29 protein-coding genes, 2 tRNA genes and 1 pseudogene are annotated in these 24228 nt (G+C 60.2%); 15 read left to right on the top strand and 17 right to left on the bottom strand.

The window, feature by feature from the left end:
- The first annotated feature begins 42 nt into the window (after positions 1-42).
- Together G5V57_RS29825 and G5V57_RS29820 are read left to right on the top strand one after the other, a co-directional pair.
- A complete protein-coding gene (locus G5V57_RS29825; protein ID WP_206530115.1) occupies positions 43-438 on the top strand; it encodes a VOC family protein in 396 nt (131 codons plus the stop codon).
- 55 nt (positions 439-493) lie between these two features.
- Positions 494-889 (top strand): DoxX family protein, encoded by a 396-nt coding sequence (locus G5V57_RS29820; RefSeq protein WP_165172201.1) that lies wholly within the window; start codon positions 494-496, stop codon positions 887-889.
- 2 nt (positions 890-891) lie between these two features.
- On the opposite strand, the gene G5V57_RS29815 is transcribed toward G5V57_RS29820, so the two are convergent.
- From G5V57_RS29815 to G5V57_RS29805, 3 genes are all read right to left on the bottom strand, one after another.
- Complete coding sequence (locus G5V57_RS29815) at positions 892-1539, bottom strand: dihydrofolate reductase family protein (protein ID WP_165172200.1); 648 nt, start codon at positions 1537-1539, stop codon at positions 892-894.
- 154 nt (positions 1540-1693) lie between these two features.
- Positions 1694-2044, bottom strand: a complete 351-nt coding sequence (locus tag G5V57_RS29810) for a hypothetical protein (protein WP_165172199.1) — start codon at positions 2042-2044, stop codon at positions 1694-1696.
- A gap of 169 nt (positions 2045-2213) precedes the next feature.
- Positions 2214-2288, bottom strand: a tRNA-Asn gene (locus tag G5V57_RS29805).
- 111 nt (positions 2289-2399) lie between these two features.
- On the opposite strand from G5V57_RS29805, the gene G5V57_RS29800 reads away from it, so the two are divergent.
- A complete protein-coding gene (locus tag G5V57_RS29800; RefSeq protein ID WP_165172198.1) occupies positions 2400-2681 on the top strand; it encodes a PGPGW domain-containing protein in 282 nt (93 codons plus the stop codon).
- 299 nt (positions 2682-2980) lie between these two features.
- Here G5V57_RS29800 and G5V57_RS29795 read toward each other — a convergent pair.
- A tRNA-Cys gene (locus tag G5V57_RS29795) sits at positions 2981-3054 on the bottom strand.
- Between the two features lie 122 nt (positions 3055-3176).
- On the opposite strand from G5V57_RS29795, the gene G5V57_RS29790 reads away from it, so the two are divergent.
- The 5 genes from G5V57_RS29790 (at position 3177) to G5V57_RS29770 (ending at position 9271) form a co-directional block, all read left to right on the top strand.
- Positions 3177-3803: a protein-L-isoaspartate O-methyltransferase gene (locus G5V57_RS29790; RefSeq protein WP_165172197.1), complete on the top strand. Its 627-nt coding sequence runs from the start codon at positions 3177-3179 to the stop codon at positions 3801-3803.
- A 141-nt stretch (positions 3804-3944) separates the two neighbouring features.
- Positions 3945-5255 carry a TolC family outer membrane protein gene (locus G5V57_RS29785; RefSeq protein ID WP_165172196.1) on the top strand — a complete coding sequence of 437 codons (1311 nt, stop codon included), beginning with the start codon at positions 3945-3947 and terminating at the stop codon, positions 5253-5255.
- Between the two features lie 128 nt (positions 5256-5383).
- Positions 5384-6142, top strand: a complete 759-nt coding sequence (locus G5V57_RS29780) for a PopZ family protein (protein WP_165172195.1) — start codon at positions 5384-5386, stop codon at positions 6140-6142.
- 136 nt (positions 6143-6278) lie between these two features.
- Complete coding sequence (locus G5V57_RS29775; protein WP_256378618.1) at positions 6279-6524, top strand: PilZ domain-containing protein; 246 nt, start codon at positions 6279-6281, stop codon at positions 6522-6524.
- A gap of 74 nt (positions 6525-6598) precedes the next feature.
- On the top strand, positions 6599-9271 hold the full coding sequence (locus G5V57_RS29770; RefSeq protein ID WP_165172192.1) for a valine--tRNA ligase: 2673 nt from the start codon (positions 6599-6601) through the stop codon (positions 9269-9271).
- 1 nt (position 9272) lies between these two features.
- Here G5V57_RS29770 and G5V57_RS29765 read toward each other — a convergent pair whose 3' ends face one another.
- The 5 genes from G5V57_RS29765 to G5V57_RS29745 all read right to left on the bottom strand — a co-directional run bounded on the left by G5V57_RS29765 (position 9273) and on the right by G5V57_RS29745 (position 11948).
- A complete protein-coding gene (locus G5V57_RS29765; RefSeq protein ID WP_165172184.1) occupies positions 9273-9686 on the bottom strand; it encodes a hypothetical protein in 414 nt (137 codons plus the stop codon).
- Positions 9683-10003, bottom strand: coding sequence for a hypothetical protein (locus G5V57_RS29760; RefSeq protein WP_165172182.1), 321 nt, complete (start codon positions 10001-10003; stop codon positions 9683-9685). The genes G5V57_RS29765 and G5V57_RS29760 overlap by 4 nt, the downstream gene beginning before the upstream one ends.
- Complete coding sequence (locus G5V57_RS29755; RefSeq protein WP_165172180.1) at positions 9996-10388, bottom strand: phage holin family protein; 393 nt, start codon at positions 10386-10388, stop codon at positions 9996-9998. Before G5V57_RS29755 ends, G5V57_RS29760 begins: the two co-directional genes overlap by 8 nt.
- A gap of 30 nt (positions 10389-10418) precedes the next feature.
- Entirely contained in the window at positions 10419-10874 is a 456-nt protein-coding gene (locus G5V57_RS29750) for a hypothetical protein (protein WP_165172178.1), read from the bottom strand.
- Positions 10875-10998: 124 nt separating this feature from the next.
- A protein-coding gene (locus G5V57_RS29745; RefSeq protein ID WP_165173998.1) for an IS630 family transposase occupies positions 10999-11948 on the bottom strand; the annotation gives its coding sequence in 2 pieces (ribosomal slippage) (positions 10999-11612 and positions 11612-11948; 951 coding nt in all).
- Between the two features lie 453 nt (positions 11949-12401).
- Here G5V57_RS29745 and G5V57_RS29740 point away from each other — a divergent pair.
- Positions 12402-13028 carry a DUF1989 domain-containing protein gene (locus G5V57_RS29740; protein WP_165172176.1) on the top strand — a complete coding sequence of 209 codons (627 nt, stop codon included), beginning with the start codon at positions 12402-12404 and terminating at the stop codon, positions 13026-13028.
- 237 nt (positions 13029-13265) lie between these two features.
- On the opposite strand, the gene G5V57_RS29735 is transcribed toward G5V57_RS29740, so the two are convergent.
- Positions 13266-13472: a hypothetical protein gene (locus G5V57_RS29735; RefSeq protein ID WP_165172174.1), complete on the bottom strand. Its 207-nt coding sequence runs from the start codon at positions 13470-13472 to the stop codon at positions 13266-13268.
- Positions 13469-13675, bottom strand: coding sequence for a hypothetical protein (locus G5V57_RS29730; RefSeq protein WP_165172172.1), 207 nt, complete (start codon positions 13673-13675; stop codon positions 13469-13471). The genes G5V57_RS29735 and G5V57_RS29730 overlap by 4 nt, the downstream gene beginning before the upstream one ends.
- Positions 13676-13877: 202 nt before the next feature.
- On the opposite strand from G5V57_RS29730, the gene G5V57_RS29725 reads away from it, so the two are divergent.
- The 3 genes from G5V57_RS29725 to G5V57_RS29715 all read left to right on the top strand — a co-directional run bounded on the left by G5V57_RS29725 (position 13878) and on the right by G5V57_RS29715 (position 17057).
- Positions 13878-14396 carry a hypothetical protein gene (locus G5V57_RS29725; RefSeq protein ID WP_165172170.1) on the top strand — a complete coding sequence of 173 codons (519 nt, stop codon included), beginning with the start codon at positions 13878-13880 and terminating at the stop codon, positions 14394-14396.
- Between the two features lie 388 nt (positions 14397-14784).
- Positions 14785-15387 carry a hypothetical protein gene (locus tag G5V57_RS29720; RefSeq protein ID WP_206530114.1) on the top strand — a complete coding sequence of 201 codons (603 nt, stop codon included), beginning with the start codon at positions 14785-14787 and terminating at the stop codon, positions 15385-15387.
- Positions 15388-16127: 740 nt separating this feature from the next.
- Positions 16128-17057 carry a LysR family transcriptional regulator gene (locus G5V57_RS29715; protein ID WP_165172166.1) on the top strand — a complete coding sequence of 310 codons (930 nt, stop codon included), beginning with the start codon at positions 16128-16130 and terminating at the stop codon, positions 17055-17057.
- Here the strand turns inward: G5V57_RS29715 and G5V57_RS29710 are convergent.
- The 6 genes from G5V57_RS29710 to G5V57_RS35455 form a co-directional block, all read right to left on the bottom strand.
- Positions 17047-17508, bottom strand: a complete 462-nt coding sequence (locus G5V57_RS29710; RefSeq protein WP_165172164.1) for a DUF302 domain-containing protein — start codon at positions 17506-17508, stop codon at positions 17047-17049. The two genes, G5V57_RS29715 and G5V57_RS29710, sit on opposite strands and share 11 nt — an antisense overlap.
- A 79-nt stretch (positions 17509-17587) precedes the next feature.
- The gene (locus G5V57_RS29705) at positions 17588-18784 is read right to left on the bottom strand and encodes an MFS transporter (RefSeq protein WP_165172162.1); all 1197 of its coding nucleotides are present in this window, start codon (positions 18782-18784) and stop codon (positions 17588-17590) included.
- Between the two features lie 97 nt (positions 18785-18881).
- Entirely contained in the window at positions 18882-19358 is a 477-nt protein-coding gene (locus G5V57_RS29700) for a cupin domain-containing protein (protein ID WP_165172160.1), read from the bottom strand.
- Between the two features lie 254 nt (positions 19359-19612).
- Positions 19613-20515 (bottom strand): LysR family transcriptional regulator, encoded by a 903-nt coding sequence (locus G5V57_RS29695; RefSeq protein ID WP_165172158.1) that lies wholly within the window; start codon positions 20513-20515, stop codon positions 19613-19615.
- A gap of 176 nt (positions 20516-20691) precedes the next feature.
- Positions 20692-21042, bottom strand: coding sequence for a LysR family transcriptional regulator substrate-binding protein (locus G5V57_RS35460; protein ID WP_371744688.1), 351 nt, complete (start codon positions 21040-21042; stop codon positions 20692-20694).
- The gene (locus tag G5V57_RS35455; protein WP_371744687.1) at positions 21029-21592 is read right to left on the bottom strand and encodes a LysR family transcriptional regulator; all 564 of its coding nucleotides are present in this window, start codon (positions 21590-21592) and stop codon (positions 21029-21031) included. Before G5V57_RS35455 ends, G5V57_RS35460 begins: the two co-directional genes overlap by 14 nt.
- Before the next feature lie 137 nt (positions 21593-21729).
- Here G5V57_RS35455 and G5V57_RS29685 point away from each other — a divergent pair, with 137 nt between their 5' ends.
- The 3 genes and pseudogenes from G5V57_RS29685 (at position 21730) to G5V57_RS29675 (ending at position 24190) form a co-directional block, all read left to right on the top strand.
- Complete coding sequence (locus G5V57_RS29685) at positions 21730-22557, top strand: 3-hydroxybutyrate dehydrogenase (RefSeq protein WP_165174326.1); 828 nt, start codon at positions 21730-21732, stop codon at positions 22555-22557.
- 13 nt (positions 22558-22570) lie between these two features.
- Positions 22571-23646: pseudogene (locus G5V57_RS29680) on the top strand (patatin-like phospholipase family protein).
- A 274-nt stretch (positions 23647-23920) separates the two neighbouring features.
- Positions 23921-24190, top strand: a complete 270-nt coding sequence (locus tag G5V57_RS29675; RefSeq protein WP_165172156.1) for a DUF2282 domain-containing protein — start codon at positions 23921-23923, stop codon at positions 24188-24190.
- Positions 24191-24228 lie beyond the last annotated feature (38 nt).

Below are 24228 nucleotides of genomic sequence, written 5' to 3'. Positions count from 1 at the left end.
CCGCCCGATCGCAGGCGGGAGTGGCTTCAAGAGGACAGGCTCATGCGCAAGCTCAGCACCTATCTCTCCTTCGATGGCATGACCGGTGAGGCCATGCGTTTCTATGAGAAGGCACTCGGGGCCAAGGTCGATCGTCTCATCAAATATGGAGACATGCCTCAGACGACGCAGGCACCGTCCGGCTCACCCGACAATGTCCCGCATGCGCAGCTCACTTTCGCCAATGGTGATGTGCTCATGGCGAGCGACCGGGCCGGTGAGGCAGTCCCTGAGGGGATGAAAGGCTTTTCCGTCGCGCTCGACTATGCCACCGAGGACCAGGCGAAGCGCGCTTTCGACGCGCTGGCGCCAGGCGGCAGTATCGTTGTGCCGCTGCAGCCATCTTTCTTCGCAAGGCGTTTGGTATGCTGGTTGACCGCTTCGGCACGCCGTGGATGATCAGCGGCGGCACGATGAATGGCTGAGTGGTTCAAAACAACTTTGAGGGTGGGACATGCCTGCGGACAATAAGACAGCGCGGTGGATCGGCTATGGCCTGAGCGGCCTGTTCGTCCTGTTCATGGTCTTCGACAGCGTCATCAAGCTGGTGCCGCTCGATGTTGTGATGGAGACATTGCAGGAACTCGGCTATCCGGCGAGTTCGGGGCTGGCACGCGGCCTCGGCGTTCTGGCACTCATCTGCACCGCGCTCTATGCCTATCCGCGCACCTCGCTGCTCGGCGCCGTGCTCATGACCGGTTATCTGGGCGGCGCCATCGCCACGCATCTGCGTCTCGGCAGCCCGCTCTTCAGTCATCTCTTGTTCGGCGTCTATCTGGGCCTCTTCATGTGGGGCGGGCTCTATTTGCGCGACGAGCGCCTGCGTGCGCTGTTTCCCCTTCGCCGCTGACGCTACTTCTGCTTCGTCACTGTGAGATGGGTGGCGGCCGGAGTCGCGACGCGATCCGTTACGACATAGCCCAGTGCCGGCAGATCGAGGCCGGCAAACAGGTTCTCGCCGCGCCCCAGGAGGGCCGGGGATTGGACCAGATGCATCCCGTCGATGAGGCCCGCCTGCAAATACTGCCGGATCGTGGCGACGCCGCCGCCGACGCGCACGTCCTTGCCTTTTGCGGCCTGCTTCGCTTGCTCAAGGGCCGCCTCGTAGCCCTCGGTCACGAAATGGAATACGGTCCCGCCTTCCATGGTGAGCGGCGGGCGCTTGTGATGCGTCAGCACGAAGACCGGCACATGATAGGGCGGGTTGTCGCCCCACCAGCCTTTCCAGCTTTCATCCGGCCAGGGACCGCGGATCGGGCCGAACATGTTGCGCCCGAGAATCCAGGACCCGATATTGTCGAAGCTCTTGGCCGCGAAGTCATTGTCGATGCCCTCGGTTCCGTGGCCCTTGCCGAACATCGCCTGGAATGTCTTGGTCGGAAAGAACCATTGAGGCAGTTTTTCGCCATTGAGACCAAGCGGGTTCTCGAGGCTTTGGTCAGGTCCGGCGCCGAAGCCGTCCACGGAGATGGAGAAAGCGCGGACATAGAGTTTCGACATGAGGCCCTCCAGACTGATTGTCGTTTGCAATCAGTCTATTCAGGCCGAACCCAGCTGGCAAGTTCGCCTATGGCGATTTCGCGAGGGCCTCGCGGGCGAGTTGCCAAGCCGATGAGCGCGAAGTTGCGCCTGCGCTCTTGACCGCACGACAGCGTTATTCGTGGCCGGGAAATGCCTCCGTGCAGGTCATATTTGCGAAAGTGAGCTGACGAGCATCAGCCCGACCACCGCAGGTGCGTCCGTATTTGGATAAGAAGGAATCGAACAGGACGCGCTGACTCATCCAGATCGAGTCGCATGCACTCATCGAGCCCTGATAACAGGCGACCTGAGCGTCGTTGAAGTCGGCGGCCCAATCGCCGGGCTCGGCGAGCCACGGTTCCTCCGGGGTGGGCAGATCGTCAGCGGATTGGGCGCGCGCCGCAAATGTCCAAAAAAGGGACGCGCCGGCAATGGCTGGAACCAGCCATATGCGGAAAGCACGGCGAGGAGCGTCGTTAGACATGGTCCCCATCCTTCCAGCAGTTCCGAACGCCGAGTCTACAGACGATGGCCGGGAACAAGCAAGATGGGTGCGAGCATCGGCCTGAAACGCGCGTGCGGTTTTCAGGGAAAGGACGACGTTCCTAAAATGAAAAAGGGCTAGATGCCTCGCATCTAACCCTTTGTGAAACTGGCTCCCCGGGCCGGACTCGAACCAGCGACCAAGCGGTTAACAGCCGCTTGCTCTACCACTGAGCTACCGGGGAATGGCAGCGCGTATACATAGGTTTCTCGCATTTGAAAAGTCTTTTTGCAAGCCGTCGAAAAGCCTTCATGGCCTCCTTATATTTGCCAAGTAGCAAGCGGGGCAGGCGCCTATGCACAGTGTCAAATTCGGCGGGCGAAGGTTCTCGCTTCCCGGTCATCCGGTGATCAGAATCATCCTGGGTTTCGCCCTGATTCTGGGTGGGCTCCTCGGCTTCCTTCCGGTCCTTGGCTTCTGGATGGTCCCGCTGGGCCTTTTGATTCTCGCGGTGGATATTCCCATGGCGCGCCGGCTCCGGCGCCGGAGCGAAATCAGGTTCGGCCGCTGGCTCATCAGACGACATCCAAAATGGGCGCGCCGCTTCGGCTTCTCGACCGCTCAAAAAACTGAGTGACGACGCCTTGAAACCAAAGCGCAGCTCGCGCGGGGCATTGACATTCCCTTCTTGGAGACCGGCACAGTGAGCTTCGGAAATTTTTCGCGCCGTATTCGCTCGCCTTGATCGCGGGGGTGGTCATCCAGACCGAGAATCGGTGACTCGAAGCTGAGTGTTTGGATTGGAGAATCGCGCATGATCGAAGCTGTCCGTCTGTATCTCATATGTGCGGGAGGACCGGCATATGGCAAGGCGATCGCCGCGTTGCGGCGTCGTTCTCGCGATGCTTTCGAATTGCTTGATTTTATAGGAAAAATTGGAGGCCTCGCCCGGAATCGAACCGGGGTGCACGGATTTGCAGTCCGCTGCGTAACCACTCCGCCACGAGGCCTTCGGCGGGCCTTATAGTCGAAGCAATCGAGGACTACAATGTGTTACGATTGGCAGATGGACAGACCCTCTCTATTTGGTTATCAGCGTCTTATGACTGATTTCGCTCTCGCCCGATCAAAGATGATCGATTCGCAAATCCGCCCGAACGGCATCACCGACGGGCGCATCATCCTGGCGATGGCCGCGCTGCCACGCGAACTGTTCGTGCCGGAGTCGCGTCGTGCCGTCGCCTATATGGATGAGGATATCGACATCGGAAGCGGGCGCGCCCTGATGGAGCCGATGGCGCTGGCCAAGCTCATTCAGCTTGCGGAAATCGCTGCCGACGAGACGGCGCTGCATATCGGCTGCGGCACCGGCTATGCCACGGCGCTCATGGCGCGGTTGTGCAACAAGGTCATCGCCATCGACGAGGATCAGGGTTTCGTCGATGCGGCGGCAGGCAATCTGTCGGCGCTGGGGGTCGCAAACGCCTCGGTCCATCAGGCGGCGCATGCTGAGGGCTGGAAAGCGGGCCAGCCTTATGATGCCATCGTGATCGACGGCAGGGTGCCATCGGTACCCAAGGCGCTGCTCGAGCAGCTCAATGATGGCGGGCGCCTGGTCGCGGTGGTCGGCGATCAGACCGTGGCGACGGCAACCGTTTTCACCAGCAATGACGGCGCCATCAGCTCGATGCCCGCCTTCGAGGCGTCGGTCGCCCGGCTGCCGGGGGTCGTGGTGGACCGGCCAGCTTTTGTTTTTTGATTGCTTTAACCTATTGCGCTACAATGGGGCCCTCGGGCTCGAAGGGGACACTAAAAAGTGGATTTTGGGCAAATGGGGTTTAAGCGACTTAGTGCGTGGGGAATGGTCGGGGCATTCGTCGTTCCCTTAATGTTCTCGTCTGTGACCGCGAATGCCGAGAATTTGTCGGAGGCGCTGGCGAGCGCCTATTCGGGCAATCCAACCTTGCGGGCCGAGCGGGCCCGCCAGCGCGCGACGGACGAGGCGACGCCACAGGCCCTGTCCGGATGGCGGCCGACGGTCGATGCCCAGGCCAGCAGTGGTTTCGTCGATACCTTACAAAAACCCAATCCCGGCGAATGGGAATCGAGGCGTCCGGGCGACCTCGCCATCACGCTGAGCCAGCCGATCTTCCGTGGCTTCAAGACTGTCGAGGGTGTCAAGCAGGCCGAGGCGGTCGTCGAAGCTGGCCGGCAAAATCTCCTAGCGGTCGAACAGCAGACGCTGTTCGATGCCGTTACCGCCTATATGAATGTGATCCGCGACCGGCGTGTGCTGCAGCTGCGGCAGCGCAATGTGAAGACCCTGCAGGAGCAACTGCGCTCCACCCAGGAGCGCTTCAATGTCGGCGAGGTGACCAAGACCGACGTGTCGCAGGCGCAGGCGCAATTGGCGCTTTCGCAATCGACGGTGGCGGCGGCCAAGTCCAATCTCGCCTCGAGCGTGGCCAACTACAACCGGGTCGTCGGCCATTCGCCGGGCACGCTCAAATATCCCAAATTGCCCAAGCTGCCGTCGAATCTCGATGCGGCTTTGGTGCTTGCCGAAAATATCAATCCCAACATTCTGAACGCCGCCTTCGTTGCCGAGGCGGCGCGCCACAATGTCGGTGTGGTCAGAGGCGACCTCCTGCCGAGCGTGAATCTGCAGGCGAGCGGCACCAAGACCGTCGATGATCTCGATCACTTTGCGGACAACAATACCCAGCGGCTCGCCCTCATAGGAAGCATTAATGTTCCGCTTTATGAGGCCGGCAGCGTCTATTCGGCGGTGCGCGAGGCCAAGCAGGTGGAAAGCCAGCGCCGCATCGAGATCATCAGCGCCGCGCGGGCCGTGCGCGAATCGGTGGTGACGTCCTGGAATCTCTTGATTGCGGCGCGCGAGACCATCGTGTCCTCCCAGGCGCAGGTCACCGCGAACCAAGTCGCTCTCGACGGCGTGAAGCAGGAGAACCTGGTCGGCTCACGCACGACGCTCGACGTGCTGAACGCCGAATCCGATCTGCTGCAATCCGAAATCATCCTGGCCCAGGCCGAGCGCGACCAGGTCGTCGCCGCCTATCAGATCCTTGGATCCGTCGGCAGGCTTACCGCCCGCCAGATCGGCCTCGGCGTCGACTATTACGATCCGATCGAGAATTACGACCGGGTCCGCAACAAATGGTTCGGTACGGGCGTCAAGACCATCGACTGAGGTTTTCGCCGGTCGGGCCCATCACGTTCTTGTGGTTAACTCGGCCTGTCATTTGCAAGCGGGATCGATTTAGGCGATCTTGCGGGCCATAGTGGCGCTAGAGAGTCGCGGCGACAGGACCTATTTCAATGAAGCACGGGCAGAAACCGGCCGAGCCCCGGATGGAAGATGTGCTTGCCTCCATCCGACGCGCCATTGATGAAAATGCCGCCGCTGCTTCTTCCGACCGGTTTGGCGATGCCATGGCCGACCTCAGGGGAAGAGTCGAACCCCCGCCGGCGCGTCCTGACAATCGGGCGCGGCGGAGCTACGATTATTCTTCCACCACGGCATCTCAGCAGTCCCAGCCCCAGGGCTTCGCCGGCATATTGGGCGGACGCCGGGAAGAGACCATGACTGCCTTCCGCGAGCGGGCGTCTTCTTATGAGACGCGGCTCCGGCGCCCTGATCCCGTGCTGCCCGAACCGGTCCTGCCGGATGACCAGGACCAATATTCTTATGATGGCTACTTCGGCGCCCAGGCTGCCGAGTATGTGGAGCCGGAGCCTGAACCTGAATCTGAGGCCTATCCGTCCCTGCGGGAGCTCGATCCGCCGCGCTTTCTGCCGCCAGCGCCAGCGCCGGCGGTGATTGCCGAGGAAGCTACGGATTTCGCCCTCGAATCCGGGCTCATGTCCGAAAGCACCAGTTCCGCTACCCAGGCCGCCTTTGCCCAACTGGCTGAGACAATCACAAGGCGGGCACTGGGGGATCGTCCGATCGCGGATATCGCCCAGGAGCTTCTGCGCGGCATGCTCAAGCAGTGGCTGGATGAGAATCTGCCAAAGCTCGTCGAGCGCCTGGTGCGCGAGGAGATCGAGCGGGTGGTCAGGCGGCCGCAGCGTTAGAGCATCGGCCCGAGAAGCTTGTGGTCGAGCTTGACCCGACCATGCGTGCGGTTCTCGGATAAGCCGATGCGCAAGATCTAGGAGTCGTCGCGCGATCGGCTGAAGCGGGGGGAACTGTGCTGGCGGTCCAGGGATAATGGAAAAACGACAGGCAACGCGCATGCGCCGCCTCAAGGAGGGGCGCGTTTTTTTCCTTGATGGTAAAACAGTCATTACATGCAAGGTGCGCGATGTGAGCGCGACCGGTGCCAGGCTTCGGGTCGGCGAATCCTTCCTCATCCCGCTCAACTTTCTGGTAACCATTCCCGGCGAAATGGACCAGCGTCCAGCCGAGCGCGTCTGGGTACGCGGCGACGAAGTTGGCATCCGCTTCAAGATTTGAGGCCACTGGCCGGTTGAAACCTGCGGCACTCTCGTGTTTAAAGCCCGCCATGTTCTCCCTACATAGCGAAAATCATGCTTGAGAAGACCTATATTCCTACCGAGATGGAAGCCCGCCTCTATGAGGCCTGGGAGAAGGGCGGTTATTTCAAGCCCGGACGCCGGCCCAAGGCCGAGCCTTTCACCATCGTCATCCCGCCGCCCAATGTGACGGGCTCGCTCCATATGGGGCACGCGCTCAACAATACGATCCAGGATGTCCTCTGCCGCTTCGAGCGGATGCGCGGGCGCGACGTGCTGTGGCAGCCCGGCACCGACCATGCCGGCATCGCCACGCAGATGGTGGTCGAGCGCCTGCTTCAGAAGGAGAACAAGACAGACCGGCGGTCCATGGGACGCGAGGCCTTTCTCAAGCGTGTCTGGGCGTGGAAAGAGGAGTCGGGCGGCGCGATTTCGCGCCAGCTGCGCCGTCTCGGCGCTTCCTGCGACTGGAGCCGCGAGCGCTTCACCATGGATGAAGGCCTGTCGCGCGCCGTGCTCAAGGTCTTCGTGCAACTCTACAAGGAAGGCCTGATCTACAAGGACAAGCGGCTGGTCAATTGGGATCCGAAGCTTCTTACGGCCATCTCCGATCTTGAAGTGGTGCAGAAGGAGGTCAAGGGCCATCTCTGGCATCTGAAATATCCGATCGAGGGCACAGATCAGCATATCGTCGTCGCCACCACGCGGCCGGAGACGATGCTGGGCGATTCCGGCGTCGCGGTGCATCCCGACGATGAGCGCTACAAGCATCTCATAGGCAAGGATGTCGTGCTGCCGCTGGTCGGCCGCCGGATCCCGATCGTCGCCGATACCTATTCAGACCCCGAGAAGGGCACCGGCGCGGTCAAGATCACGCCGGCGCATGACTTCAACGACTTCGATGTCGGCAAGCGCAACGACCTGCCCCAGATCAACGTGCTCGACCAGTTCGGCAAGATGCAACTTGCCGGCAATGAGGACTTCCTCGCCGGGGCGAATGTGCCGGCGGAGACGCTGGCGCTCGATGGGCTCGACAGGTTCGAGGCGCGCAAGCGCATCGTCGCCATGCTGGAGGAGCAGGGGCTCCTCGACAAGATCGAGCCACATGTCCATCAGGTGCCGCATGGCGACCGCTCCGACGTCGTCATCGAGCCGTGGCTTACCGAGCAGTGGTATGTCGATGCCAAGACGCTCGCCCAGCCCGCCATCGCCGCGGTCGAGAACGGCGACACGGTCTTCGTGCCGAAGAACTGGGAAAAGACCTACTACGAATGGATGCGCAACATCCAGCCCTGGTGCATTTCGCGCCAGCTTTGGTGGGGCCATCAGATTCCGGCCTGGTACGGTCCCGATGGCGAAGTCTTCGTCGAGGAGAGCGAGGACCTCGCGCTCGCCGTCGCGCAGCGCCATTATGGCACGCGCACGATGCTCAAGCGCGACGAGGACGTGCTCGATACCTGGTTCTCTTCGGCGCTGTGGCCATTCTCGACGCTGGGCTGGCCGGACGAGACACCAGAGCTCAAGCGCCATTACCCGACCGACGTGCTGGTCACCGGCTTCGACATCATCTTCTTCTGGGTCGCCCGCATGATGATGATGGGGCTTCACTTCATGAAGGAGAAGCCCTTCCATACCGTCTACATTCATGCACTGGTCCGCGACGAGAAGGGCCAGAAGATGTCGAAGTCGAAGGGCAATGTCATCGACCCGCTCGACCTCGTGGACCAGTTCGGCGCCGACGCGTTGCGCTTCACGCTGGCCGCCATGGCGGCGCAGGGCCGCGACATCAAGCTTTCGACCCAGCGTGTCGAAGGGTACCGCAATTTCGGCACCAAGCTGTGGAACGCGGCGCGCTTCTGCGAGATGAACGGCGCCAGGCGCGATCCGGATTTCGACCCGATCGCGGCGCGCGTCACCATCAACCGCTGGATCGCCGGCGAGGTTGCGCGCACTCGCGATTTGGTGACCAACGCGATCGAGGAGCATCGCTACAACGATGCGGCCGGCGCCCTCTATGGCTTCGCGTGGAATGTCTTCTGCGACTGGTATGTCGAGCTCATCAAGCCCTTGCTGTCGGGCAGCGACGAAGCGGCCAAGGCCGAGACGCAACATTGCGCGCAATGGGTGCTTGATCAGATACTGCTGCTTCTGCATCCCTTCATGCCCTTCGTCACCGAGGAGCTGTGGCAGAAGACCGGTGCCGCGAGCATGCTGATCGATGCTCAGTGGCCGATCTATCAGGGCCTGGGCGATACGAAAGTCGATGCCGAGATGCGCTGGGTCATCGATTTCATCTCGCAGGTCCGCTCGGTGCGCGCCGAGATGAATGTTCCGGCGGGTACCAAGATCGACTGCGTCATTGTCGGCGCCGATACGGAATCGCGCCGGCGCGCCGCGACCTGGGAGCAGGAGATCATGCGGCTGGCTCGCCTCAAGGCGATCAATTTCGAGGACAAGGTCCCGGCCTCCTCGGCGCAAGTCGTGCTCGGCGAAGCCATACTGGCCCTGCCGCTCGAGGGCGTCATCGACTTCGCCGCCGAACGGGCGCGACTCGGCAAGGAGCTCGAAAAGGTGTCCAAGGACATCGGCGTCATCGAAGGCCGGCTAAGCAATCAGGGCTTCGTCGCCAAGGCTCCGGAAGAGGTGCTGGAAGAGACGCGCGAGCGCAAGAACGCGCTGGTCGCGCAGCGCGTCAAGCTCACGGAAGCTCTGGACCGCCTGAAGTAATTCAGGCGGAGGCGGCCGAACGAACCTTCTTGCCCCGGCGGCGGGCTGCCGCCTTCACCGGCGCGGCCGAGCCATTGCCGCCGGCCGTGCGGACCGCCACCGCCGGGCGGCGGCGCACCATGCCGCGTGGGAACAGCGTACCAATGGCCATGCCGAGCCCGAGGCCCACGGCGCCCAGCAGGAGCGGATTGGCCTCGGTCAGATGTCCGATATCGGTGCGGCGCGGCAGGCGGAGGGAGCCCAGATGGGCACTCCCCGCCTCATGCGCCCAGTCATAGGCGCGGCTCAGCGTCGCGCGGCCACGGCGCAGCGCCGTGCCGGCATTGTCCTGCAATAGATGCGCCGTCGAGGCGATGCCGGCCTTGCGGGCGGTCTTGCGTGTCTTGCGTGCTTTCGTCGTTTTCATCGTTTTCATCGTTTCATTTCCTTCTCTTGCGATGTGATCAGGGTCGTCTGCTTGCGCTTCAACTTCGGGGCTTTGACGGCCTTGGCCGGCTTGCGCACCTCGAGTACGAGCCAGCCGAGGCCGAGAAGAAGGGGAAGCGCCGGGAGCGGGTTTCGGCGCAAGGCGCGGCCGGTGGCGGCGACAGCTTCCGCCTGCGGATCGAGCCGGCGGAGCGCCTCGTCGGCTAGACCGAGTGGCGTCAGCCGCGGCCTCAATTTGCGCAGGCGTTGCTCGAAATCCTGCCGTCTGCGATCGGCCTCGGCTTCGAGTTCATCAAGCTTAGTCATTGAACCGGTTCCAGATTAGCTTGGCGTTGCTGCGCAGGCGTCCGCGCAGCGGATCGGGCTTGAGCAGCAGGAAACGCGCCACCGCGAGCAGGACGAGCCCGGCGAGCAACAGAGCCAAGCCGACCACGAACCCCGCGGTGATTGGGCCGAGGGAGAATGCGAGATAGTCGACCAGAGTCTCGGCCAAAACCGTCAAGGCGACGAAGATGGACATCAGTGCAATGACGATCAGGCCAGCGGCCAGTATCATGCGCCGCATGCTTGAACTCACGCGGGCGCGCAGCAACGCCCCCTCCGCGGTGAACCATGCCATGAAGTCTCGCTTCAGTTCCTCGAACGAGCCGGCGAGGGAGTCGTCCACAGGCTTGCTGTCGCTCTTCGCCATACCATCTCCTTCGAAGCTGCCGCTCTGACGCTAGTTTGCAGCCTTGCGCAGCGCTCTTCGCCGTTTGCCGCGTCCGGCGGAGGACTTGCCCCGTTCCTTCATCGGAACCGGCCAGCCATGCATCAATTGAGTGACGGCGAGGCCGGCGGCAACGCCGAGCGTCAGAGTGGCGACCGGCTGCCGGCGCGCAAAGCTTGCGAAGTCATCCAGCATTTCCGGAATATCCGTCCTGACGACATAGTCGGCAAGATCGTCGAGGTTGTCGGCGGCCGTGTCGCTATAGGCGCGAAGCTGCGGGAAGTCGTCGAGAGTCTCTCCGAAATGACGGGTCGCCTCGGCGAATTCCACGATCCTGTCAGCGCCGGCGCGTTTGCGGCTGTCGGCCAGCGTCGATGCCAGCGACAGCGCGTCGTCGAAGAGGCGGTTTGCAGTGCTTTTACGCTCGGCCGCCGGGCGCGGCCGGCGCGCTCTCTTAGCTTTTGCCAATGGTCTATCCTCGCATTGAAATGAGCATGCGCGACCATAACGTCTCTAAAGTGGAAAGGTTCCTTGCCGGGGAACCCTCCGTGCCCTGGGCGTGCGATATCGGCAAGAAAGCACTAGAGCATTTTCATAGTTGATGGCGATAGCCAGCGGCGCGGATATAGTTTTCGCACTCTTTCAGTGTGAAGGTGTTGAGAGTGCGGGCGATAGCCTGGATGAGGGTTTCGAGAGTACGGGCAGCTTCCTTTCGCAGGTGTGATTTGAACTTGGCGATTGCCTGCTCGATGGGGTTGAGATCGGGTGAGTAAGGGGGCAGGTAACGCAGAGCAGCACCGGCGGCTTCGATCGCATCCTTGATGCCGGGAACCTTGTGGCTGGCGAGATTGTCCATGATGACGATGTCGCCGGTTGAGAGTGTGGGCGCAAGGATCTGTTCGACATAGGCGCGGAAGCACTCGCCATCCATCGGACCATCGAAGACGGCAGGTGCGGTGATACCGTCGCATCTGAGAGCGGCGACGAAGGTTATCGTTTTCCAATGTCCCCACGGGACTTTGCACAGCAGGCGCTGTCCGCGGGGAGCGCGGCCATAGCGGCGTGCCATGTTAGTTTGAGCGCCGGTCTCATCGATGAAGACAAGGCGCGCCGCGTTTAGATCGCTCTGAGCCTCGTGCCAGGCTCGGCGCGCTTCGGCGATGTCTTCGCGCTCCTGCTCGGTGGCGCGTTGTGTCTTTTTTTGAGCGGCAGCTTCAACTGCTTGAGAGCATTCCAAAGGCAACCAACACTGACCTCGATACCATGCTCAGCCAGTAAGAAGGTCCGGATCTCCGCTAGCGTGGCATCACAGTTCTCACTCACATGCTGGCGTAGAACTTCATGATGGCCCTTGAGCTTGGGCTGGGGACCACCAGCCCACGGCAGCGCTGTCGTCATTCCGCTGGTCCGACGCCGGATCAGAATCTTATAGACGTAGGACACATCGACATGAAACAGCTCAGCCACCGCGCCGGGCTTCAGCCCGCCGTCAACCGCCGCCAACACGCGATCACGTAAATCCTGGGAATAGGGCTTGCCCATGGGGTCCTCGTGCCGAATCAACCACAAGAACAAGGAATCAGAAAACCCTCCCCCTGAGAATCCCCCAGATTCCATCAATCACGAAAACGCTCTAGCCTGGTCGCTGCAGGAATAGCGGGAGAAATCGTCCAGCGCCGCGAGAGCGCGAGCGGTCGCGACCCACCGCTTCTACCCGCCGGAGAGAGCGGCCGGCAGCTTCGCTGCACGGCGGGCGACACCGGCTCGTACGAGCAGCCGCATCGCCACAGCCGGTCCAGCGTGGCATTGTCAAGCACCCGGAGGTGCGGGACCAGAGTGAACCTCTCGAATACCATGCCGACATCTCGCCTGAGTCGACGAAACTCGCGCGGCCGAGCGGCCATGGGCATCCGTTGCCTGCGTCGACATTGTGTAAGACCGATCGAACTGGCAAGAAGTGATACGCATTTCAACAACAAGGGTTCTACTCTACCCATGCCGGAAGTCCGCCGCACCGTCATCGCTCCGCAGTCGGGACAATCCTTCCCGGTAAGGCGCGGCGAAACCATCCGCATCATCGACCCGCAAGGCCAGCAAGTCGCCGATCTCTGGGCTTTCGTCACCGACGGGCCCGAGCTCGACTGGCTCAGCACCTCGCAGACGCGCGACATCACTGAACGGATTTTTCCGCGCGTGGGCGATCATTTCTACAGCACGCGGGGCGTGCCTTTGCTGACGCTGGTGAAGGATGCTTCGCCTGGACCGCATGACATGCTGTTTCCCGCCTGCAATCGCTGGCTCTATGAACGCGCCGGCCTGCCGGATCATCCCAATTGCCAGGACAATCTCATCATCGCACTTCGGACGGCGGGGCTCTCGCTGCCGGCGGTGCCCGACCCAGTCGATTTTTTCCAAAACTCGCTACCCGATCCTGATGGCCGCCTCGATGTGCTGGCCTCGATTAATCCGCCCGGCGGCTATGTGGCTTTACGGGCGCTACGCGATCTTCTGGTGGTCGTCACGGCATGCTCGGTGGATTTCCATCCGACAAACGGCGATAAATGCACGGAGATCGTGGTCGAGGTCGTTGAGAGCAGCGATCCTGTTGGAAATTCGCATTGACCGCCAGAATGTGCGCGTAGCACGACTCTAGCCGAAAATCCCGGGCGAAAATGACTCATATCGGACACAATCGCGCTCGATGGACTCTATGCTTCGACCGTCTTTGACGACTTCAAGAAATCGCGCGGACCATCCGTGAACAATCGACGATCGGCTACGATAAGTTCAGGCGTGGTGAGAGGCGGAGTCTATTGCGCGGAGACCGTGGCCAACTCGCCTCCAGAAAACCGACACCGGTCAAGGAACGCGCGGCGCTCGAGATTCGATGAAGTGTGCGTGGAGCGCGCGGGAGGCTCGGGCGACGTCGGCGTCGGGCACCATCCACGTGATGCGGAACGACGAGGTCGATATCCCGCTGTACGGGATTTCTGCACGGCGCAGCACCGACAACCCCGCACGCACGTTCGCGTAGGTGGCGTTGATGCCGGCGCCGATCGCGCTCACCGCGCCGAGCCGCTGATGAACGTGACGCGATGGCCGAAGCGTGCGTGCGTGGCCTGCTGCACGCCCTCGGCGTCGTGGAGGTTCTCGCGTGAGACGACCAGCGCGGCGTGGGCAGTATTGGTAGACACGTGCAGCTGCTTGCCAGCCAATTTCTGCAGGTCAGCGACGCTGATTCCACCGTACTTCTGGACGACGATGGCCATGGCCATCAGCCTAACGCATTGAAACGAAAAACGAAGAACGAACAACGAACAGAATGGAATAGATGCGTTTATACGCCGATATCGTGGCGCGGGACGCATTTGCCGATCCGGGCGCGACGATGAGACCGGGTACGCTTAATTCTGTTGGGTTTCGGCTGAGGTCGTTATGTTGTAAAATCATTGCGGAGAATTGAGGTCGACAATGACTTCCAAGACACCTTTTGGAGTTATTGTGTTCCGCGTGGTTTCTCTTATGTGGACCATGGCGGTTATTGGTGTCGCAAGTGTTACTGGTGGTTTCATCTTTGTTTTTACGACTAGCTTAGTTCTCATAGTCATCGGCATTTTTTTGGTTCTTTTCATTGGCATTGGCGCTCTCAAGCTATTGCGAAGTTGGATTCGAGTGAGCCTCCCCAGTGAGCCTGAAGAGACAGTTCAATCCGATAATGCAACGACGTCTCGCACGCGCATGAAATGGCGCAAACTGAGCCTTGGCGAGCTTTTAACTGTTCAGGCTGTCATCGCAATTTTATTTGGCTATCTGCTAGTCAGCCAGTTTCCAAAAGTGCCCTTGGTATCGGCATGCATAGTAAGCATCGTCTTAGCGTTAGTCGGCACACTGCTCGTGAAATTGGCTATTGGATGGATGCGCAACCCCATTGAGATATTTGGCTTGGACCTTTGGCGGAATATTCCAGACGACAAACAAGGTAGCGAATGAGGGGCCGACTAGGATGAATGTGAGCAAGCCGAGCCTTTGGTTGGCGGGCAAACGTTGAGAGCTACTCCGTCAAGACACTGCAGCCACTTCTATGGGTCCCAAGGGAAGGTCACACTTCCGGAGACAAACCGACCGTTGGCCAAGCGCCAAGCCTGCCCGATCCCTGGTCATGCTGTCGGTCGAGGTGACGGAGCAGAGGCGCAGACATAGCGCGACGGCCGCAGAACCTGTTAATATCTCAATGGCTCCGTAGGGCGCAATGCCAAGACGGTGACGGATTCCTCTGATATCATGATCGCTTCTTGATACTATCATCGAACTCCATCGAACTCCTATGACAGTTTGGACTGAGTCAAGCTGGGCACAACGCAGGTAAAGGTGGGTGATCATGAATCTGAACAGCGTGGCCGGAGTCATAATAGCAGTCGCGAGCCTATTGTTTCTGTCCGGAACGGGCTCGGCTCAAGATGCGATCACGGCGCCGGCGCAGAAGACGATCGGTATGGCCAGAACCAAGATCGTTCCATCGCTGATCGTGATGAATTCCGATGGCGCAAAGCTCAATGGAAGCACACTGACGCTCACCGGCATCTCGACCAACTCGATTTTGTTTGCCGATCGCCCCGTGCGCTCGGCGGGACATGCCCTCACCGTGCATCTTCTTGAGGAATGGGCTCCGGGGGCTGGCAGCTTTGCCAAGGACCCGCCGAATGCCACCGTGTCGGTGTTGAACAAGGACGCTTCTGCTGTCGAAGACGCCGTCGTCGTGCTCAAGGAGCCAAAACTCAGCGGCGATACGCTGACGTTCAACGTCGATGTTCTGGAAGGCAACCTCGCGAAGGCCGACGGGCCCGCCTCGATATTCATCGATGTCATAGGTTGGCCGTTCACGCCAGGGGGCGCGGCCCGTCGCACTGCCGAGCGCAGCGCCTGGTACCGGAGCTCTGCGCCGCCGATCGACTGCGGTCCACCATGGAACCCTTGCTTCTGAGACAAACTCGCGAGCATTCTGATTAGCGTCGCGACCTCCCGGCCGGATAGGGCCCACTCCATTCAATCGTCCCAGGCGGCGTCTCGCCTGGCAGATCGGCGGACCCGGATGTCCGCCGTGCCGCGCTTAAGGTCTGCTTCTAGCCCGTTGCGTCATTTCGCTGCACTGCGGAATTGGCTGCTATCGGGGCATAGCGTACTCTGGTGAGTCGTCCGGCCCGGCAGATTTACGGGTTCGCAGCCTAGTCCGTGCTCCTCGCGATCATTCGATTTGCAGACTATGGCGGATCACTGATGAGACCAATTGTTGTGCCAACGCGTTGACGTACCTGTACTCGATCTCGCCATTCGGAAGATTGGCAATCTAGGTGAATCCGAAGGCACGGAGATGCTTAGGAGAAGTCTGAATGGGGTCGGCAGCCGGGTCAGTGCCAAATCTCCATCTCCGGATTGGGCCGAGAGATATGAACTACGCAAGGATCTCGCCGGCGGGTGCTCAATACCATCCGACCATCCCCAACCGAGCGCCGTCTTCGGCACCCTTGATAAGGTGGGTAAGATCCTCATCCGACTCGTCCGAATGAGTGAAACCAACGACAGAAAAGCCACAAAAGTCTATTCATGACACTATCCAGATGTCTGATGCCAGCAGTCTGCGGCTGCGACACCGGCAGCGCCAATGCCGACTGGACATTATTTTGATGATCTTGCTACGCTAGTTGCCCCGGTCGGGAGGCGGCGATGGAGCTCCATCAGGTACGCTATTTTCTGGCGGTCGCGGAGGAGCTCAACTTCTCGCGCGCCGCCGAGAAATGTAGCGTGTCGCAGCCGGCACTGTCCCGGGCGATCATTCTTCTCGAGCAGGAATTCGGCGGCTCGCTGTTTCACCGCGAACGTCGGCTGACCCATCTGTCGCCGCTCGGCCGGATGGTGCGCCCCTATCTCGAACTAATTGCCCGAGAATCGGACGCGACCTTGAAATTGGCTCGGCAACATGCGGGCGCGGAAAAGCACACGCTCAAGCTCGGCATCATGACAACCATAGCGCCGAACCAATTCACGGAACTGATCATGGCGGTGCCGCGTGCCTATGCCGGGGTCGACATGATGCTCTCGGACGCGAATTCCTTCGAGCTTGAACGCCGCCTCACGGCCGGTGAGATCGATGCCGCCATTTGTGCGCTGCCAGGCAGGGAGCCGGGACCCGAACTCCATCTTCTGCCCCTATTCCGGGAGCAGATGGTGATTGCCATCCATCCCAACCATCGCTTCGCCAATCAACCGGCGGTGCGGGTGAAGGACCTCGGCGGCGAAGCCTATATCCATCGCAATCACTGCGAATTTGCGGGCTATGCCGACGGCATATTGCACTCGCAAGGGGTCACTGTAGCGCCCGCCTACTTCAGCGACAGCGAGGAATGGACGCAGGCGATGATCGCCGCGGGGCTTGGCTTTGGCTTCATGCCCCGCCACAGCGTCAATCATCCCGGCGTCATCGCGCTCCCGGTGATTGAGCCCGAATTCTGGCGGGTCGTCAGCCTGGTGACGATGACGGAAAAGGCGCACTCGCCCGCGCTTGGCGTACTGGTCCGCGAAGCCATGCGCAAGGAATGGTTCGGCGCTAAGGCAATCGCGGCCAGCGAAACGGCGGCGGATCAGTCTATTTCTTGACCGACGATGTGATAGATGCGATGACTTCGGAGGCCATCTTGAAGGCAGCAGCGCGATTGCTGATATGATGCCGTCGGGCGATGTAGCCGAAGTCGTTGTAGATCGTCCAAACTTGGCCGTTCTTGTCCTCGATGACGAGCAGGCGTACCGGCCAATCGATGCCAGCTTGCGGGTTTGACGTCATGAACTGGGAACCGAGCGCCGGATTGCCGAAGATCAGCAGCGTTGAGGGTCCAAGCTTGATTCCGGCATCGGCTGCCAGCTTCGTCTGATCGATCTCGGCGAAGAATGTGATGCCCTTGGCGGCGACATCCTTCTTAAGGCGGTCGATGGTCTCGCTCATGGAATAGGCGCTTTTCCCTTCGACGATGCCATTCTGCGCAGCCTGGGCTGGGATGGGAATAAGGGCGGATATCGCCAGTGCGACGGCGAGGCTGCGGCGATTCAACATTTTTGATCTCCTGTTTTGAGTTACGCGGGTTTGATCCTCACCATCGCAAATGGTCTCTGTCCGTTGAAATGCCGTCTCGCTATCGTTGCGATGCGGGCGCGCTATCGTTTTCCGTCATGAAAGCCGCCAAGAGACATGCGGCGGTGAGTGCCGCGCCAAGGACGATAACGGCCGCCGTCCAACCGAAATGATCGAACACTTGCCCGATCACAATACTGCCGACGAGCCCGCCTGAATAATAAGAAGCGAGGTAGACACCACCCGCCGAGCCGCGCGCCGCGCCAGCGCTGCGGCTGACATAGCCGGTCGCGGCCGCCTGGGCGAAGAACGTGCCGGCTGCAAGGAGTGCCATCGCGCCGAGAACGAAGGTCAAATTGGGGACAAGTGACGCAGTCAAACCCAGGAGGGCAACCAGCAGCGACAGGATGATGACCGTTCCGGCACCCAGCCTGGTGCTGGCAAAACCGGCAAACGGCGTGATGATGACCGAGGGGATGAAAATGAGATAGACGAAACCAAGTTGCATCGCCGAAAGGTCGAGAGGCGGTCTGGTGAGCAGGAAGTTCACATAGGTGAATGTGCCGATGAACACGAAAAGGATGAGAAAGCCGATAGCGAAGGTGGCATTCAGCGAGCGTCGGCGGAAGAGGACGAGAATATTTGCCTGTGTGGTTCCAGTCCGGTACATCGCCTCGCCGCTCAGCAGGACAAAGGCCAAGGTAGCACCGGCGAGATTCAGTCCGGCGAAGATCAGAAAGTTCGCGGAAAGGCCCAAATGATCGGCGATGGCAGCCGACATCAGCCGGCCGAAGAGGTTGCTCGCGACATTTCCGGTAACATAGGCGGCAAGAGCTGCCGATATGAGATGCGGACTCGCAGTTTCAGCTATGTAGGTGATCGTCAGGCTGAAAGCGGCTGACATGAAAACGCCCTGCGCGAGGCGCAGGGCGGCGAACCATGGGAGCGTCGGCATCGTCGCCAGGAGCAAGGTGGGGAAGGTCAACAAGGCGAGACTCAAGACGACGCCCTTACGCCGTCCGATTCGATGGTTGAGCAGAGCGACGCCAAGGCCCGAGATCGCCATGCCCATGGTGCACAGATTGACGGCCGATCCCATGAGGCCCGGCGATACGCGATAAGCAGCGGCGAGAGAGGGTAGGATGGCTTGTGTCGCAAAGAGATCTACCAAGGTGAGAAAGCTGATGACGCCAATGGCGATCAGCCTGGCAACAGGCGGCGCAGCGATGCGCGGCGCGGTCTCGACGGCGCTTGTCATGGGTGTATCCGTGAATAGATTGGCGTGGCACTCGGTGAAGAGTGCCACGCATTGAAATCCCGGCCCCGAGGTCGCTCAAAAATGGGCCGGTCGGTTTTCACATCATATGAGCATCCATATCGGCGCTGTGGAAGATGTCGGCGGAGATCAGGACGGCTGGCTTGTTGCCGGTGTTCTTCCACCAATGGGCCAGCTTGTCACCGAACTCGGCGACGGTGTCGCCGGCCTTGTGAATGATAGGCACCTCGCAAGTGCTCCGATATTCGGTCACTGTTCCCGACACGACATAGATATTGGCGGGGCGGGTCTTGTGATCATGCCAGGGCACGACGCCACCCGGCTGGATGACAAGCTTGCGCAGGCGTAGCGTTTCGCCCTTGAAGGCTTCGCCCTTGGGTGTGAGGTCGATCGATGCCAAAACCTGGTCGGTTACCTTCTTGGGCATCATTTCGCCCGAAGTTACGGCGTTATCCTTCATCTTGCCGGACGGGCATTCCCCGGCCTGAGCGAAATTGGCCGCCGTGGCAAATGCCAAAGCAGCAATACCGATGCTTACGGTCAGATTAAGTTTCATCAACAGTCTCCATGTTTGCTGCGCGACATGAGGAGGCGCAGCTCCAGCGCTGAGACTGCCAAAGCCCGGTGTAAGGCTGAAATGCCGAAAGAGTTTGGATTCGATAGCCTGATCTTATGATACTCGATCCCCTCATTCAGGAGTGCCCCGCGCAGCAGGACCTCGAAGCATCCGCTAAGTTAGAATACGAGTGGTGAAGCATACCTTCGAGACTTGCTGCGCTCGCGCCTCAGGGTGAGGATTGTAGCTGGATGCTATGCAGTCACGGACGTGAACTGGCTCTCGGGCCAGGGATGCGCGCGGGCGAGCTTGACGAGTGCCGCGACTGCCGGGGAGTGCCGCCGACCCGCCATCCAGATGAGGCTGACATCCCGCGACACTTCCGGGTCGATCAGGGGGCGCAGCTGGATGCCCGGAATGACAGCGCTGAATTCGGGTATAATGCAGATTCCAAGGCCGCCTGCCACCATATTCTGGATCCAGTCCTCACGCTCGCTGGCAAAGACAAGGGGCGCGTCGGCATGGCATTCATCGGCAATCTTGGACAACGTGTCGCGATACTCGCAATTTATTCGGCGCAAATAGCTTTCGCCATGAATCTCGCGCATCGGGATGCCATTCATGGCGGCGAAACGATGCTGTTCGGGAAACGCGATCACGAAACGCTCGCCATAGAGGCTGTGGGCCTCGATGCGGTCAGAGAAGCCATCCGGATTGGCCATGATGGCGACGTCGATCTCGCCTTTCTCGATCTTGGTAGCAAGCTCCTTGGCGATGCCTTCGACGAGTTTGAGCGACACGCCAGGAAACTTCCGGCCAAATTCCGCGACAAGTCCGGTCAAACGGCGAGGTCCGATCGTGCACATGATGCCGAGCGTCACATTGGCGTCCTCGAGAGTCAGGAATCGCCGTGCATCACGTTTGACCTCGGTAAGGCCGTCCAGGATTTGCTGCAGACGTGGCTTCATAAGAAGGCCGAGATCAGTAACATGCGTCAGGTTGCGCTCGCGGCGGAAAAGCAGGCCGCCGACCTCTTCCTCGAGTTGCTGAATGGCGCGGCTCAGCGCCGGCTGAGTGACATTGCACTTCTCCGCTGCCCGCGTGAAGTTCAACGTCTCGCACACAGCGAGAAAATATCGGACGTGATGTATATCCAAGAATGACCCCGATATTAGGGTTCCAATCATAACGGCCTTACCTTGTCATGAACAGGTCAGATTTGACGTTGTTTCGTTAAGGATCCGACAGGTTCTTTTCGAAATGGAGGCGCAAAACTCCATAACCAACGGTCTTGTGGCCTCCGCGGGGAGGTATTGATTGCTTGCCATTGCCGTTAGACCGCTAGATCGAAACGGCTCGCCGGCCAGGGATACTCGCGAACCGCCTTGATGAAGCTCATCAGTGCAGGTGACATGCGCCGGCCGGACATGATGACCAGATTGATCTCGCGCCATACGTCGGGCTCGATTACGGGGCGCAATTCGAGGCCGGGGATCACGGCGCTGAATTCGGGGATGAAACAGATGCCGAGGCCGCCCGCCACCATGTTCTGGATCCAATCCTCCCGTTCACTCTGGTAACAGACATTGACGTCGCCCCCCGATTGGCGAATGAGATCGTCGATATTGTTCTGATACTCGCAATTGAGACGAAGCAGATAGTTCTCACCATTAACTTCCGGCATGCGCACCGCCTTCATGTGGGTAAAGCGATGGCCGGGGGGGGCAGGCGAGGAGGAAGCGCTCGCGATAGAGTAGTTCGAGGTCGAGACGCTCGGGATAACCGTCGGCCGATGCCATTACTGCTATGTCGATCTCGCCACGTTCGAGCTTACACGCAAGCGCCGCCGGCATACCTTCGATGAGCTCCAGTGAGACACCGGGATAGCGCATGCGGAAATCGGCCAGCAGACCTGTAAATCGGGTCGGACCCACGGTGCACATGATGCCAAGTCTGATCTGCGCATTTTCGAGAGTGAGAAACTGCCGGACCTCGCGTTTTACCTCGCCCACCGTCTCAAGGATCTGTTGCAGGCGTGGGCGCATCAGCATCCCCAGGTCGGTTAGATGGGTAAAATTGCGTTCGCGGCGAAACAGTTGCCCGCCGATTTCCTCCTCAAGCTGTTGGACAGCGCGGCTGAGGGCCGGTTGGGTGACATTGCAGGCCTCCGCGGCGCGAGTGAAATTAAGCGTCTCGCAGACGGCGAGAAAATAGCGAATGTGATGTAGATCCATGGCTTAGGACCGTAGCCAAGGTGGCGCCCGGCCGCCAATGCACGCTCGACATGGAAATAATAGCCGCTCGGCATTTCCGATGGCCGGCCGTTTTGTTCAAGCTCAGGACCACAAAACGCCGGAAGTCGGAGATTGAAATGCTGGTCTTGAATAGAAAAATGGATATGCAATCGTCACGCCGTCCGCTCGAGGGGCGCGCCGCTATCGTCACGGGTTCGACCAGCGGCATTGGCCTTGGCATCGCCAAAGCGCTGGCCGAAGCCGGCAGTGCCGTCATGCTCAACGGGTTCGGGCATCGTGATGACATCGAAATGCAGCGCCGGTCGCTGGCGGAAGCGCACGATGTGGATGTCGCTTATAGCGATGCCGACATGTCGCAAGCCGACGCTATCCGTTCCATGGCGGAGCAGGGCACACGCCGCTTCGGTCAAATCGACATAGTGATCAACAATGCCGGCATCCAGCACGTGGCCCCGGTCGAGTCCTTTCCTCCCGAGAAGTGGGACCAGATCCTCGCCATCAACCTGTCCTCGGCCTTCCATCTTGTGCGTGCCATCTTCGAAGGGATGAAGGCCCGCAACTTCGGTCGCATCGTCAATATATCGTCGGCACATGGCCTCATCGCCTCGCCGTTTAAATCGGCTTATGTCGCCGCCAAGCACGGCATCGTCGGCTTCACCAAGGTAGTCGCCCTCGAAGGAGCGGATGCGGGAGTGACAAGCAATGCCATCTGTCCGGGCTATGTTTGGACCCCGCTCGTCGAACGGCAGATCGATGACCAGGCAAAGTCGCATAAAATTCCGCGCGAAGCAGTTATTCGCGACGTCCTTCTGAAGAACCAGCCAAACAAGCGATTTGCCTCGGTCGAAGAGATCGGCGCGCTCACGGTTTTTCTGTGCAGCGATGGCGGAAGCTCGATTACCGGTGCGGCCATACCTGTCGACGGCGGTTGGACCGCGCATTGAAGGGAGAGACACAATGGACCACTCAAGCATCCCCACGACCCGACCTCATGCAAGGCGAAGGACAGCTTCAGGCTCAGCGACCAAGACACTCAATCTCGCTTTGCAGGGGGCGGTGCCCATGGCGCTTTCACCTGGGGCGTACTGGACCGCTTGCTCGAAGAGCCCAAGCTTGATTTCGAAGGTGTGGTGGCGACCAGTGCCGGCGCCATGAATGCGGCGGTCATGACATATGGGCTGGTCGAGGGCGGGCGCGAAGGCGCGCAGAAGGCGCTCGCCAATTTCTGGCGCCGGGTAAGCCATGCTGCGGCCTTCTCGCCGATTCAGCCCACGCCGCTCGACCGCCTCACTCGCAACCGGTCGCTCGAGAACTCGCCACCCTACGTCCTGTTCGATCTGGTGACGCGGCTGATGTCGCCCTACCAGTTCAACCCGCTTGATATCAATCCGCTGCGCCGCATTCTCGAGCAGTCGATGGACTTTGAGGCGCTGCGTTCAGCCCGCTGCAAGCTCAAACTCAACATCTGTGCCACCAATGTGCGTACCGGCAAGGTCAAGGTGTTCGACAATGACGACATCACCTGCGATGCGGTCATGGCCTCGGCCTGTCTGCCTTTCCTGTTCCGTGCCGTCGAGATCGGCGAGGACGCCTATTGGGACGGCGGCTATATGGGCAATCCCGCGATCTTTCCGCTGATCTATGGCTGCGAGTCGCCGGACGTCCTGGTCGTCCATATCAACCCGATGTCAAGGCCGGAGCTGCCGCGCACGGCGACTGAGATCATGAACCGGATCAATGAGATCAGCTTCAATTCGTCGCTGATGCGTGAAATGCGGGCAATCGATTTCGTCAGCAAGCTCATCGACAATGGCGCTTGCCCGACCCGCGATCTCAAGCGCATGCATATTCACGCGATATCGGCCGACGACATCATGCTGGGCCTGGGCGTCGCCAGCAAGCTTAACGCCGATTGGGAGTTCTTGACCGATCTGCGCGACGCGGGGCGCGAGCGCGCCTCTTCGTGGCTCGCCGACAAATATGACCAGATCGGACACCAATCGACCATCGATATCCATGGTGTCTATTTGTGACTTCCCCGCGCGGCCGTCCCGCTTCCCCTCTCGGCTGCACCTCAGGCCGTTCCCCTAAAAGGAGAGCGGCCTTTCTCTTTACTGAACGGCCATCTTCTCGTCAGCGCGCCGCACGCGAGAACACAGAGATAGATAGGCGACAGCGGGCGATCATAGAACGGCGCTATCGTTATCATGCTGATACGGCATTTCAGTTCGCCGCGCGATTGGCAGAAACTCCTTGGCGATCGGCCATCGCAGCCGTGCGAAATCAACATTCCCAATGGAGAGTCCAATGATCAATACCAAGTTTCTCGTCGGTTCGGCGCTCGCGGCGATCACCACGCTCGCGGCCAGCGGCGCCTTTGCCGGTCCGGCACCGCAACCCGATTATCAATTCGAGAAATGCTACGGCGTGTCGAAGGCCGGAACGAATGATTGCCAGACGGCGACGCATTCCTGCGCCGGGACCGCGAGCGCCGACAACCAGGGCGACGCCTGGATTTACCTCCCCGCCGGAAGCTGCGCCAAGCTGACCGGTGGCAGCAACGAACCCAAATCCTAATTTGCTTGGCGCGTGTTCCGCCGGAAACCGGATCACGC

Source organism: Nordella sp. HKS 07 (assembly GCF_011046735.1).
Classification (GTDB): domain Bacteria; phylum Pseudomonadota; class Alphaproteobacteria; order Rhizobiales; family Aestuariivirgaceae; genus Taklimakanibacter.
This window is presented reverse-complemented; position numbering and strand designations above follow the sequence as displayed.